At 43.2% G+C, this 12,743-nt stretch carries 13 protein-coding genes; 2 read left to right on the forward strand and 11 right to left on the reverse strand.

The window, feature by feature from the left end; all coding sequences use genetic code 11:
- Window positions 1-96: 96 nt before the first annotated feature.
- The 3 genes from MWG26_RS21095 to MWG26_RS21105 form a co-directional block, all read right to left on the reverse strand.
- Window positions 97-1,086: a 2-keto-3-deoxygluconate permease gene (locus tag MWG26_RS21095; protein ID WP_025653605.1), complete on the reverse strand. Its 990-nt coding sequence runs from the start codon at window positions 1,084-1,086 to the stop codon at window positions 97-99.
- Window positions 1,087-1,183: 97 nt separating this feature from the next.
- The gene (locus MWG26_RS21100) at window positions 1,184-2,236 is read right to left on the reverse strand and encodes an amidohydrolase family protein (RefSeq protein ID WP_240285560.1); all 1,053 of its coding nucleotides are present in this window, start codon (window positions 2,234-2,236) and stop codon (window positions 1,184-1,186) included.
- 340 nt (window positions 2,237-2,576) lie between these two features.
- Complete coding sequence (locus MWG26_RS21105) at window positions 2,577-2,729, reverse strand: hypothetical protein (RefSeq protein WP_153920760.1); 153 nt, start codon at window positions 2,727-2,729, stop codon at window positions 2,577-2,579.
- Window positions 2,730-2,916: 187 nt separating this feature from the next.
- Between MWG26_RS21105 and MWG26_RS21110 the strand changes: the two genes are divergently transcribed.
- Window positions 2,917-3,807, forward strand: coding sequence for an AraC family transcriptional regulator (locus tag MWG26_RS21110; RefSeq protein WP_025653607.1), 891 nt, complete (start codon window positions 2,917-2,919; stop codon window positions 3,805-3,807).
- A gap of 63 nt (window positions 3,808-3,870) precedes the next feature.
- On the opposite strand, the gene MWG26_RS21115 is transcribed toward MWG26_RS21110, so the two are convergent.
- The 8 genes from MWG26_RS21115 to MWG26_RS21150 form a co-directional block, all read right to left on the reverse strand.
- Window positions 3,871-5,004, reverse strand: a complete 1,134-nt coding sequence (locus tag MWG26_RS21115; protein WP_025653608.1) for a glycerol dehydrogenase — start codon at window positions 5,002-5,004, stop codon at window positions 3,871-3,873.
- Window positions 5,005-5,039: 35 nt separating this feature from the next.
- Window positions 5,040-5,735, reverse strand: coding sequence for a transaldolase family protein (locus MWG26_RS21120; protein WP_025653609.1), 696 nt, complete (start codon window positions 5,733-5,735; stop codon window positions 5,040-5,042).
- Window positions 5,736-5,759: 24 nt separating this feature from the next.
- Window positions 5,760-6,581 carry a PTS system mannose/fructose/sorbose family transporter subunit IID gene (locus MWG26_RS21125; protein WP_081732957.1) on the reverse strand — a complete coding sequence of 274 codons (822 nt, stop codon included), beginning with the start codon at window positions 6,579-6,581 and terminating at the stop codon, window positions 5,760-5,762.
- On the reverse strand, window positions 6,562-7,338 hold the full coding sequence (locus tag MWG26_RS21130) for a PTS mannose/fructose/sorbose/N-acetylgalactosamine transporter subunit IIC (RefSeq protein ID WP_025653611.1): 777 nt from the start codon (window positions 7,336-7,338) through the stop codon (window positions 6,562-6,564). The genes MWG26_RS21125 and MWG26_RS21130 overlap by 20 nt, the downstream gene beginning before the upstream one ends.
- 18 nt (window positions 7,339-7,356) lie before the next feature.
- Window positions 7,357-7,833, reverse strand: a complete 477-nt coding sequence (locus MWG26_RS21135; RefSeq protein WP_025653612.1) for a PTS sugar transporter subunit IIB — start codon at window positions 7,831-7,833, stop codon at window positions 7,357-7,359.
- On the reverse strand, window positions 7,826-8,680 hold the full coding sequence (locus tag MWG26_RS21140) for a sugar phosphate isomerase/epimerase family protein (protein WP_025653613.1): 855 nt from the start codon (window positions 8,678-8,680) through the stop codon (window positions 7,826-7,828). The genes MWG26_RS21135 and MWG26_RS21140 overlap by 8 nt, the downstream gene beginning before the upstream one ends.
- 4 nt (window positions 8,681-8,684) lie before the next feature.
- The gene (locus tag MWG26_RS21145) at window positions 8,685-9,104 is read right to left on the reverse strand and encodes a PTS sugar transporter subunit IIA (RefSeq protein WP_025653614.1); all 420 of its coding nucleotides are present in this window, start codon (window positions 9,102-9,104) and stop codon (window positions 8,685-8,687) included.
- Between the two features lie 83 nt (window positions 9,105-9,187).
- Window positions 9,188-11,926: a sigma 54-interacting transcriptional regulator gene (locus MWG26_RS21150; protein WP_025653615.1), complete on the reverse strand. Its 2,739-nt coding sequence runs from the start codon at window positions 11,924-11,926 to the stop codon at window positions 9,188-9,190.
- 328 nt (window positions 11,927-12,254) lie between these two features.
- Between MWG26_RS21150 and moaC the strand changes: the two genes are divergently transcribed.
- Complete coding sequence (gene moaC, locus MWG26_RS21155; RefSeq protein ID WP_117440575.1) at window positions 12,255-12,743, forward strand: cyclic pyranopterin monophosphate synthase MoaC; 489 nt, start codon at window positions 12,255-12,257, stop codon at window positions 12,741-12,743.

Below are 12,743 nucleotides of genomic sequence, written 5' to 3' on the forward strand. Positions count from 1 at the left end.
GATTGATTTATATATATTATAAATCCAGTCAAGCCGTTTGTAAATGGGGCGCGTTTGTCACTGTTTACAGTCTCACCCGTAAACAGTGACGCGCGCTTAGGAAATTGAGGGTGCGTTCTTTACCGCACGGTGGGATTTTGCACCGGATGAGGCAGTGCCAAATCTGCCGGCGGCAAATCTGGTCAAGAAGGGTGTAATAACCGTAGTAAGTATCATAACCAGCGCAATCTGCGCGGTTGCCGTCTGCAGATAAGGCGCATGTTCGGGAACTGCCTGAGCGATCTGCGCAGGAGCACCGATTGCAAGCCCTGCTACGCAGCAGGTTGCTATAGAACCATACCCCGGACGGCGTAAAATCCACCGGTCTGTGAAAAATGACGGAATTACGCTTATGATGTAAAATATAAGAGTCAGAACCAGCCCCTGCAGGCCCGACCGGAATGCGGTTACAAGGTCTACAGATATTCCAAAGCAGAAGCCTAAAAATGGAAGCATAATCATGGATCCGGGCGCCATAAGTTTTCGGATATCTGCATCTAAATTCCCAAGCAGAATTCCCAGGAGAAACGGTACAAGAAGTGCTATGAGCGCCATATAATCAAAGGCTGCACCGCTGGCTGCTCCCAGAATCAGCAGGGGAATGGTGGGCATACAGGCCACATTCCAGAGTCCGAAGGCCGCATGATCAATTTCATCTCCATAAATTTTCGTGAGTGCAAGAAATACTCCGGGATTATTACTGGAAAGCACGGATACAAAGGCCATGGTTGATATGCCAAAAAATCCTTTAGCCCCAAAGTTGTGCATCAGCAGCATGCCCACGGCAAACGCAGCCGCCAGCTTTATAACCAGCAGAGTGCCATGGCGCTTTAAAACCGCTCCGACCTGCCGGACGGGAAGCTGGCTCCCTATGATAAAGAGCAGCAGCCCGGCAAGACACATGGTCCCGGCTGATGAGAAAAGCGCCGTGGTTGGCCCCCCGATTTCAACGATTCCCGGGGCCCATGTATGTATGACCGCTGCGATCAGCAGGGGACCGACCATGAGTCCCCCAGGAAACTTTTCCACCGTTTTTAAGATCTTCAAGATATCCCTCCTATCTTGAATTTTACACATCCACCCTGTGCCTCAGTTAGCCGGCTTTTTCTGCCGGATAACTGATTACAGGCGGACGGCACAACGATCAGATATCTAATTTAAGAAGTTCAGCGGCATTTGTCCTTCCAATCCGAATCCTGTCTGCATAGCTGAGCGGTACGTTGTCAAACCAGGTGGCAGCCTCATCAAGACTCTCATACGGAGTATCTGAGGAGAACATAACATGCGTGTTGTCGCATTCCATCAGGGTATCAATAAATGCTCGTGTGTGGAAATGGCCGCTTGTTGTCATATATACGTTCTTTTCCATGTATTCGGTTAACGGCTTTTTATGGGCGCCGCAGGCTTTCTGATTATTCAGGCGGTGCTGGAGACGCGGAAGCCCGAATGGAAGTCCCTCACCCAGATGTCCCAGAATCAGTTTTGCCGTCGGAAGCTCATCAAAGATACCGCTGCATAACAGGCGGATCGCGTGGAGGGCCGTCTCGGCGCCGAATCCCCATGCTGAGCCTAACAGTCCCTCATAGCCCTGGTATGCCCGCTGCTGGTTCGGTACCGGATCACGGGGATGCAGATAGAGCGGAACATCCAGTTCCACAAGTTTCTTCCAGAAAACAAAATTCTGTTTTTCATCCAGATATTCTACGTTATTCTTGTCATTCTTCATAGTATAGCCGTTAATCAGTGCCCCCACGAATCCCAGTTCTTTAACACAGAATTCCAGCTCTTTGCAGGCAGCTTCGGGATCCTGCATTGCTACTGCTGCAAAAGCGTTAAAACGTTTGGGATATTTCTGTATGTAATTTTCATAAATCCAGATATTCATCTCATGTGCGCGTTTTACCGCTTCTTTTGTATCCAGGACTTCCTGGATACCTGGCTGTGTCAGGGACATGATAAACATTTCAACTCCGTTACGGTCCATATCCGCAATACGGATATCTGCAGAGTGTAATCGTGCCTTAACGGCTTCGAAATAATCCTCTTTATTTCTGGCGGTCTCATTTTGCGGATCGCCTGTAGCTTCCCACTGAGGGGACTCGTAGTGTTCTTCCAGAGCAATCTTGCCATGCATGATTTCCTGCCCGTAAGGAGCAACATAGTCTTTTATATATTCTTTTCTGAATTCAAAACTCATATTAAATACCTCCTGAAAGTTTTTTGGGAAATCTTTTGCGCGCCAGATTTCTGTTGTTTATGGGTATATTATAGCAATGGATTTTTTGAATTGCCAGCCTCAGAAACCCCGTTTTTGTAGGGATTCCTCCATTTTCAGAAGGAATGTTCGGGAAGATTGTGATAACAAACATTTTTGATGAAATTGTCCGATGCCTGGGTGCTCTGCCGTATGTAATTAAAGCAAAAAAGGCCTTACACCACGTAGTTCATAAAAAACGCTGTAAGGCCCTGGAAATATTCCTGTCCAAAATTTACTTTTTCTCTTAATCGTCCCTGTATTCTTCCACAATTAACCTCTTCTAAGCCTTCTTCGGAAGGAAAATTCTCTGTTTAAAATCTTCCTCATATATTCTCACAGCCTCTTCTTCCGTCAGTTGAGGCAGCTGTTCGCAAAACTCATTTCCGCTGTTCTGCTCAATATACCTCAGCATTTCAAATATTGTATTCTGCATATCAGTACCTCCTCTCACATTCAGGTCCGGCTTTGCTCTGCTTCTATTATAATTTTACCGCACATAACGCGTAAAATATATTTCCTTAACGACTGTTTTATGGTAAAATATCGCCATAATGAAAGATGCACTCTTAAACCCGTCACTGTAAAGCGGCTGCCGGGATTAAACCATAAGGAGAAACCGGATGTTTCCTGAAGACTTAATGTTCGCTTCGAATAAACAAGAAAAGATATTTGAAATGAGGCCAGAATACCCTTTTATTATCAGACATGTCTATCCGCAGCGCGGAAAATCCATGATCGCTCCGTGGCACTGGCACGAGGAACTGGAGTTGATTTATGTCCAAAAGGGAGCCGTGACTTATCATACTCCGCAGGTGAGTCTGCGGATCGAAGAAAAAAACGGCCTTTTCACAAACAGCAACGTATTGCACCAGGTTCTTTCCTCTGAACCCGATTCAGAAATCTTTTATAAAGTATTTATGTTTCGCAAAAATTTTCTTGCAGAAGAAGGAAGTTATCTCGATAAAAAGTATGTTAGCCCTCTGCTCCAGGCGAATGCCGCATCTTCCCTTTTGTTGTCCCAGTCTGATCCTGCCCGGAAAAAGATTCTGGAACAGCTGCTCGAGCTATCCGAGTTGAATCAGATCAGGCCCTTTGGATATGATATGAAATCCAGAAATCTCATGTCCGACATCTGGCTGCACATAGCGGAGATTAGTAATATACCGCCCGATCCGGTTCCTGCATCCTCCTCACTCCGGGAAAACCGGCTGAAAAAAATGCTCCTGTATATACAGGAGCATTACATGCACGATCTTACATTAAAAGACATCGCTAATGCGGCGAACATTAGTGAGCGTGAGGCACTGCGCTGTTTTCAAGAAGGCCTCCATACATCCCCGTTTGTTTACTTGGGAGAATACAGAGTTCAAACAGCATGCGGCCTGCTGCGCAATACCTCAGACAATATAACAGATATTGCGCTCAGATGTGGCTTTGCTTCCAGCAGTTATTTTGGGAAAGTCTTCCGGAGACATATGGGCTGTACGCCTTATGAATACCGGAATCGTTAACCGCAGTGAGTTTTTAAAATACTGCATGCCAGGCAGACCTGCTGCTTATTGCTCTCTTCAATTTCATTTTACGGCGTGCTTCTTTTTATAATCGCACCCAAATGCATCCGCAATCTTCATTATTTGAACAATATCCTCTTTTTGGCATGTCCTGCTGCATGCCTGCCATGAGTCTGCTTCCAGAGACTCTTCTGCAATCTGCTGTAAATTTTCTTCCGTAAGTTCAATTGACATATCCTCAAAGCAGACTGGTATTCCAATCATAATGCAAAAGTTAAGAACTTCTTCCAGCGTTTTAGTGTCATAATGCTCGGCAGCCAACTGGCATATTACACCGAATCCTACACGTTCTCCATGCATCAGGTTTTCTCCCTCCGGAAGCACGGTGATGGCATTTCCTATCGCGTGGGCAATCGAACATCCTACATTCTCAAATCCCAGCCCGCTCATTAGAATATTACATTCGATGATATTTTCCAAGGCGGGAACGCACAAATGTCTTTCACATGCCAGTTTAGCCGCATATCCATCCTGAATCAGTGTTTCATAGCAGCATTTTGCAATGGCCCGGCCGCTTACTGTTGAAACAAACGGCTTTTTATCACACCATACATAATTTTCATGTCCGCTCTGTATATTTGACAAACCTTCAAAATAGGTTGACAGCGCATCGCCCATTCCCGCAGTCAGGAACCTTGCCGGAGCCTGTGCAATTATCCTGCTGTCTGCAAGCACCAGATCTGGATTCCTTTTATGAAGCATTATCTCATTCATTTTACCGTCTTCACTGTAAAGAATCGACATCGCACTGGTTGGCGCATCTGTGGATGCAATTGTCGGGCAGATCAGAAGCGCACAGTCCATCCGGGCCGCGGTCACCTTTGCAGCATCGATGGATTTACCGCCTCCGATTGCAATCACTGTATCAATTTCAGTTCCCACTGCCTGTTTCTGGAACTCTGCAATTTTGCGGTGTGTAATCTCTCCTTCATACGCCCCGCAGCTGAACGTACTTTTACTGTTCCGGTACAAAGCTTTCAGTTTTTCTTTCCACTCATCATAAAAAAATACATCAATAATATAAAAGTGTGCTTGTCCAAATTCACTCGCATAACTTTCAATCTCTTCTAAAAGGCCGGGCCCCTGTATGTAATGTCCTACGGACCCCCATGCCCGGTAATTTGTATTTCTTCTCATTCTTTTTTCATCCTGCCATTTCTACCGGCTGCGTCCTATTTCTCCATATTTGCTACCCGGATTCCTTTTCCAAATAACCCTTCCCAATCTTCTTTAAATGTATCAAGCGTCTTTTGTGTCATAGGATGAACCGCCATTGTGTCCAGCATTTCCAGAGTAACCGTAACATTATCTGCACCTGCCAAAGCTGCTTTTTCCAAATAAACTGCACTTTTTAGAGAGGCGGCCGACACCTTGCAGTCCATGCCTTCCAGCACGAAGGCATCTTTAATCTTTTTCACGACCCCGATTCCATCGCCTCCGGCATTATCAATACGGCTGACATATACTGCGACACAGTAAGCGCCCGCTTCTGCTGCCAGCATTGCCTGGTTAAAATCATAAATAGCAGTACAGGAACATAAGATCCCCTCTTCTTTTAACAATCGGATCGCCTTATACCCCTGTGGGCATGCCGGTATCTTTATGAACGTATTTCCCTTGATTTCTTCCCGGATTCTATGCGCATCCTCTATCATTTCCTCAGCCGTATCCCCCATAGCTTCCAGATAAAAGGGATATTCCTCTCCGATGACTTCGCGTATCATTCTGGCATTTTCCAGAAATGTTCTCCCCGTCCCTTTCAGGCAGCGGACAGCAATACTCGGGTTCATACTGAAGCACCGGACCGGGTATAAATCCACCACCTTTTTCACCATTTCCAAATCACCCGTATCTAAACAATATTCCATGTCTTGTCTCCCTTCACTATTATGTTATCCTAAGATTTTTAGAGCGCCTAATATAACTGCCAATATCATAATCCCAATCACCTGGACTAAAACATTCACATGTTTTCTATTCAGCTTGTATAAGCCAAGTGTGACGGCAAGCGGGAGCAAACTCGGGAAAATACTGTCCAAGGTCTCCTGCAGCGAAAAATTTGTATCGCTGATATTAAATGCAATGGGTGTTGTCACCGCCACTGTGGAAGCTACCATAGCCCCAATCACCATCAACCCTACAATGGACATTGACAGGGTCAGCTTATTCATTAAATCGGATTCTGACAATTTGCTGATAATCTTATTTCCAAGCCCATACCCAAACTTTATCCCAAAATAACGCAATGCAATTGTCGGAATATTATAGATAAGCAGGAACAAAATCGGTCCCAGAATACTCCCGCTCATACATAGCCCCGCCGCAATTCCCGTTGCAATAATACGCAGAGTCCCGGCGATCAGGGAGTCTCCGATACCTGCCAGCGGTCCCATCAGAGAAACTTTCATCGCACTGATGGAAGAGGTATCAAAATTTTCATTATTCGCATTCTCTTCTTCCATCGCCGCAGTGATCCCAAAGATAAAAGGCTGCATTGTGGTCTGGCAATTATAAAATTCCATATGCCTCTCATATGCCGCAATCCTGTCTTCTTCCTTGTCATACAATTTATTGATTACCGGAATCATGGCATATTCAAAGGCCATGTGCTGCTGCCTCTCATAATGCCATGCATGAGAAGTGGTAAATGTTCGAAAGAACCCCTTTTTCAGTTCTTTTTTCGTCAATGTTTTCCTAGAATTCGTTGTCATCATCTATACCTCCTTGTACTGCTGATTTCTGAGCCGGCATAAAATCTTTTGCAATCAATAAAATACCTACTATTACAACTGAAAAGCATACAATACCTACCGTAGACACACCAAGATATGCGCTTAACAAAAATCCGAACAGGAAGAATACCGCAACCTTTCTGGACATGATCATGCTGATCAGCTGTGCAAAACCAAGTGCAGGGAGAATTCCTGCTGCAATTGTAATTCCAGATGTCAGCCAGCCCGGAATTGCAGATACTACTGCCTGTACAGCATCCCCTCCAAACAAAAATGCAACAAACGCAATCACTGCAAATGTAAGGTCAAAGAGGAAACCATTTGACAGGAAAATTGCTTCTATTTTCTTATACTTTCCCTCTTCTGCAAACCGGTCTGCCGCCCTTGCCATAATCGGTGTAATGACTCCGTAAAACAGATTGACAACAAATGCGGATAAAATTGCTGCCGGCATGGCAATCGTAATCGCAGTCTCCATTCCATTCCCTGTTGTAATTGCAAAAGCAGTCCCCAGAACAGAACCAACGATCATATCCGGAGGAATGGAAGCCCCAATGGCATACATTCCCATAAACACCAGTTCCAGCTGGAAGCCGATCATGACTCCGGTTTTGACATCTCCCAAGATTATTCCAACCAGCGCCCCCAGTACCAGAGGCCTGCCAAGCATTGCGGTTCCCACAAAATAATCCGCTTTTCCAATAAATACTACAAGACCAACCAAAAGTGCCTGTAACATTTGTCTTTCCCTCCTTTATTAGCTCAACATTTCTTTTGTAACCATTTTCTTTTTATCTTCCGGCACCTGCCGGATTTCAAGCTCAACCGAATCATCCAGCATTTCTCTCAGCAGCGTGCATTCTTCGTTTGTTACATAAAAGGCAACATCTAATTTTTTCGAATCTTCTTTGATTTTACTACCGCCTAAATTGACTGATTTCACGACCTCACATTGTTTTGCCAGGCTGTGTGCATCCCGCACGCTTTCTACAACAACCAGCAGTTTATATTTATCTGTTACTCCACTGTTAATTGCTTTAATAGAATCTTCCACACTTTTAATTACAAGCTTTATTCCTGACGGCTTCGCAAGCCGCATTGTTGCCATCCGCATTTCATCCTTAGCGGCTGCGTCTGACACAATTAATATGGCATCTGCGTCCAGCGAACGGCACCAGACATAGGCTACCTGTCCATGCAGCAGACGATGGTCCACCCTGCATAATTTAATCATTTGCATAACCTCCCATTCCTTCTGTACACTCTTCAAACTTTTTCAGTGTCTGATCATCCCATTTTTCCGGCTCTCTAAAACTCCTGGAATCCACATATTCCATAGAAAAGCCTCCCTTATATTTATTTTTATCAAAGCTCTCCAGAACCGCCCTCATATCTCTTTGCCCCAGTCCCCATGGCATATGTCCGGTCGGGTTACCATCTGTAAAATGACAATGAATGATATCCTTTCCAAACAGATCAAACCACTCCTGCACAGATTCTCCCACATCTCCTAATGCGCCAAGATCAATTGTCAGCTTCAAATTGTTTCGATGTACCGCTTCCTTCAGTATCTGAATCTTCTCCTTTGTATTGGCAATTTCCGAAGACTTATTCCAGATACTTTCCAGCACCAGTTCTATCCCCTGATCCCCAGCGTAATCACATAGCCGCCGCAGCATTTTTGCAGACCTGTCCCTTGCTGTTTCTGCCTTTTCGTCATGATAATTCCACCCAGGCGTCACCAGCACTTTTTTGCAGCCGATTTCACCGGCCAGACTGATGACCCTTTTAAAATACATTTCCGTATTGCGAATCAAAAGCTCTGATCTTGCTGCGATATTGTTTGGTTTTGGATTATTCTGTTCCGGGCAGAGACAGGCAATTTTTACGCCGTACTTTTCCATCAGTTTTTTCAGTTTATCAGAACTCTCACTCCAAAAACTGTTTATGTAAAAATGTTGGGGGCACAGCCATAATTCTGCATTCACAAACTGCATTTTTTGGCATTTTTCAAAAAAGTACTCCAAATCATAATACCGGTAATGAATATTCATGGCGTATAGTTGTTCCCTGTATATCACCCTTTTAAAATTCCTCCTTTTCTTTAGACATATCCTCCACCATTGGATTACAGAAACAAGTCATTTCCTTTCCTCCTTCCACGGCCTCTTCTATTTTACTTTGGATATCATCCGTTTCTTTGATCATCGTCAGCTGTACAATCATTGGCAGGTTCATACCGGATACAAGCCAAAAATTTTGTTTCCGCATACGGGCAAGAAATTCATTATTAACGCTCCCCCCAAAAATATCTGTCGCTACGATGATTTCATCCGTATCAGCAAATCTGCCGAATAATTCATCTATCTGACTCTCTAAAGTTACTTTGTCTTCTAAATATGCACAGATTGTATATATCTCTGCCGTTTTACCGGCAATAAACTGTGCACTGTTTTTCATTCCCTCAGCAAGTCTGCCATGGGAAGCCAGCACCAATCTAAGCATGTGAGCTCCTTTCTTTTATATTCAACATCTCTGCGGACAGGAACTTCATGAATCCGGCCTTTTCCTGCCTTATAGAGTTGTTATCAAAAATTATTTTCGTTTTCTTCCACTTCCACATCATTTTTGATATATTCAAACAAATAGGCAATTTCACTGTCCGGCAATTTCACATTATACTGTTCCAGAAGTGTCCGAAAACTTTCATTTACAATCCGGATGAACTCTTGTTGTTCTCCTTTGAATCTTTCAATTTCTTTGTATTTTTCTATCGGTGTCTTTGTCACAAGCCGTTCAATCAAAAAACAGATATGCATATTGATCCCTACAACTGTCTTGCTTAGAAACTTTCGTTTCAGCATGTGTTGCAGCAGCATGGTAGCATCGCTGACATAATCCAGTAATTTCTGGGCATTTAAGATTGTCAGATTTTCCATTACGGATTGCAGCGAAAAGTTTTTCAGAAGCGCCTGGTCAAACTTTTCAATTTCCTCCTGATTCAAATAATATGAAAGTACATGATCCACGATATGGATTTTTTTAAAGTTAATGATCTCCTCCAAAGAAACGGAATTGACCTCTTCGATTTTTAAGCTTAGAGTTTTTACAAGCAGTACTACTTCGTATTTTTCGAAAAGCAAATCACTACTTCCATTTTGTTCCAATTTGTCAAAATCATATGCTATCATTTCCAAAGGAATAGACTTCGGCAGGCTTCCGCGAAACATTCGAGTTAACTTTTCCGCAATATTTTTTCCTACTTCGCTTGTAAAAACAATCGCCTTCTCCTTTTTTTCTCTGGAAATGATATTAAAGTGGCATTGATTTTCCCGGCAGGCTCTCTCCAAAATATCCTGCATATTATCCCCTGCCAGGATCATATTTCCGATATTCAGAGCCAGAATCGTAGACACATTATTAATGACTCCTAAATTAACCGTTCTGTCTATCATCTCGCCCAGCCCTTCCAGGGAACCGGTATCTACCATAAGGATAATATTTTTAAAATATTTATTTTCATTAATAAATACTGATAATTTCTGAATGACTTCATCAATGGAGCTCTCCATCGGCATATCAATTGCCTCAAAAAGCTGCGCCTGGAGAGTTGTGTTTACCACATCGGCGATGGAACTTGCTGTGGTATACCCGTGACAGAGCACAATCCCTGTCGTATCCATGAGTTTTAATTTATTATTGTACGAGTGGATATTAATCATAATAAATACCCGGTTCATCGGAGAAAGTACAAGATTAATATTTGATAAAATCTGCTTTTCAAGCAAATCAGCCAAATAATGAAGATCCGGCATATTTTCTACCAGAAATTGATACATCTTCTGAATTCTTTCCTGGTTCTCCCTCTCCCAGATCTTGAGCTTTGAATTATGATTCTGCTGGGCAATCAGCATTCTGGCAATCACATACGAACAATTGGCCGGAAAATTGATATGATATGTTCCTCTGATATTTGCAATCATACCTGCCACAATATTTTCCAGCGGATGCAGCCGGGTATCCAGAAAGGACTCCTGAAAAATCAGAATATCGTAATAATGTTTCAGTGTCCTTTTGCTTCGCTCTAAAAATTCTGAAAAAGAACCCTCCACTTCTATTGTCTCTTTATAATTGTCCGCAAGATTCTGCCACATTTCCAAAATCTTGTCCCCCGAAGAGTCAGCCTGAATCATATCCAGCCGGACCATAGCGGAATCTTTCTCATCCGGGCTTAATATTTCCAGCATACCGGCAGGAAGATGATACTGATAGATGCTCAGTTCCTGAGGTGAATTGCACTGTGCATATGCATTTGCCGAGATCATTTTGATACATTTTTTAAGTTCCGTAATATTATTTTCAAACCGGTAGTTGACAAGCTTGTAAATTAGCTTTTCAGAAATATAAATCATACGGTTCAGGCGGTCCTGCTCTTCCCTGAATGCACGGACTATAAATTCTTTCCTCTCGTCCTCATTCCTTTCTATCCATGAGGGCACTTCACAAACCACGGGGATATTCACCAGAAGGCCGGGCGACATCCGTCTGCCCGATTTGATATCCATACTTAAAATCATCCGGACACCAACCATCTTTGCACTCTTTTTTTCTCCGTCTCTGTTCTTCCCCCCTGTCGTAATATAATCCGCCAGCCTTTCCTGAACCCGCTCGTCCAGCTCTGGGATGTTTTCCAAATACAGAATCCCTCCGTCCAGCTTCTCCAGCAGTCCTGCTTTAAGTCCGCCTTCAGGATCTTCGCTCCCAAAAAGTAATTCTTCATAATGAAGTGCATCTTCCCCTGAACTGAATTTGATTCTTTGAAAGTTTTGAGGATTTTTTAAAATCTTATGTTTTACGCAGTACTCCTGGATTAACTTCATCAGAAATGTTTTTCCGCTCCCCATTTCCCCTTTCAGAAGAATCGGAAGCCCGCCCGGATACAGCAGCGCAGACTTTATTTGTGCAATACAGTAACTTAGGCTCCCCTCGCTGCCAATTGCCTTGTCAAAATCACTTTCCTTTGATACAAATTTTTCAATTTCTTTTGTCAGTTCTAAAATACTTAGATATTCATTTTTTTCAATCTGCATGTGATACTTGTGTTCCAATACCAGACGGTTGAGATAATACACTGGTCTGGAATTCACTTTGATAACCGTTCCTTCCTTTACCATTTCATTCAAATATAAGGAAACCAGAGACCGCGACATATGCAGTTGATTACAGATATCTACCGTTGTATAGGATGATACATATTTCATATCAAATTTCTTTGTCTGTTTCTCAAGATATTCATAAACTTGTTCTTTTGAGCTTACATGTACCATATTTGTCACCTCCTTTACTTTCCTTATGGCACAATCATACTTCAAAACATTTACCATTTCTTTTCTTTTAAAAAATTATAACACTAAATACGAAACATTTTCTGTTTTCGACACTTCTCGGGATAAAAAAAATTAGTGTGAAAAGATTCTTAACACTAGAGTGTAACTGTAAAGGGTGTTGCTATGCACACCCCTGGGCTGTGAATCGTAATAGCAGTAATACCGTCTGGACATTTTAAATGGAGTAAGGTATGATTTAACAAAGAAAAGCCGCACGGCTGATATACGGGCGGCAGCGCATAATAAGGCGGGAAAGAAGGCTCAATATATGGAAGAGTTTACACATTTTGACACCCAAGGCAATGCCATTATGGTAAATGTCAGCCAAAAGCAGGATACTGAACGTGAAGCAGCTGCAAGCGGGATGATATGGATGTCCAGGGAATGCTACGAACTTGTAAAAACCGGAGATATTAAAAAGGGAGATGTCCTAGGGGTAGCCCGGATTGCTGGCATTATGGGCGCTAAAAGAACCTCCGAACTGATTCCTCTGTGCCATATGTTAAATCTGACAAGTGCAGAGCTTCAGTTTGCATATCACGACCAGTGCTGTGCAATAGAAGCCATATGCACTGTGAAGACGGTCGGTAAGACCGGCGTGGAGATGGAGGCGCTGACCGGAGTAAACGTCGCACTGCTCACCATTTATGACATGTGTAAGGCAGTTGATAAGGGCATGGAACTAGGCGAGATACGTTTACTGAGGAAATCAGGAGGAAAAAGCGGGCTTTGGGAAGCGGACAGAGGAGAACACTGA

It is taken from the genome of Faecalicatena contorta (assembly GCF_022835095.1).
GTDB lineage: Bacteria > Bacillota > Clostridia > Lachnospirales > Lachnospiraceae > Faecalicatena > Faecalicatena contorta.

Coding starts and splice junctions, on each gene's coding strand:
- MWG26_RS21150 (WP_025653615.1), bottom strand. CDS start 11,926: ATGGTACATGTAAGCTCAAAAGAACAAGTTTATGAATATCTTGAGAAA.
- MWG26_RS21135 (WP_025653612.1), bottom strand. CDS start 7,833: ATGATTAAATTATGCAGGGTGGACCATCGTCTGCTGCATGGACAGGTA.
- MWG26_RS21120 (WP_025653609.1), bottom strand. CDS start 5,735: ATGGAATATTGTTTAGATACGGGTGATTTGGAAATGGTGAAAAAGGTG.
- MWG26_RS21105 (WP_153920760.1), bottom strand. CDS start 2,729: ATGCAGAATACAATATTTGAAATGCTGAGGTATATTGAGCAGAACAGC.
- MWG26_RS21130 (WP_025653611.1), bottom strand. CDS start 7,338: ATGTTACAGGCACTTTTGGTTGGTCTTGTAGTATTTATTGGAAAAGCG.
- MWG26_RS21100 (WP_240285560.1), bottom strand. CDS start 2,236: ATGAGTTTTGAATTCAGAAAAGAATATATAAAAGACTATGTTGCTCCT.
- MWG26_RS21125 (WP_081732957.1), bottom strand. CDS start 6,581: ATGATGACAACGAATTCTAGGAAAACATTGACGAAAAAAGAACTGAAA.
- MWG26_RS21145 (WP_025653614.1), bottom strand. CDS start 9,104: ATGCTTAGATTGGTGCTGGCTTCCCATGGCAGACTTGCTGAGGGAATG.
- MWG26_RS21110 (WP_025653607.1), top strand. CDS start 2,917: ATGTTTCCTGAAGACTTAATGTTCGCTTCGAATAAACAAGAAAAGATA.
- moaC (WP_117440575.1), top strand. CDS start 12,255: ATGGAAGAGTTTACACATTTTGACACCCAAGGCAATGCCATTATGGTA.
- MWG26_RS21115 (WP_025653608.1), bottom strand. CDS start 5,004: ATGAGAAGAAATACAAATTACCGGGCATGGGGGTCCGTAGGACATTAC.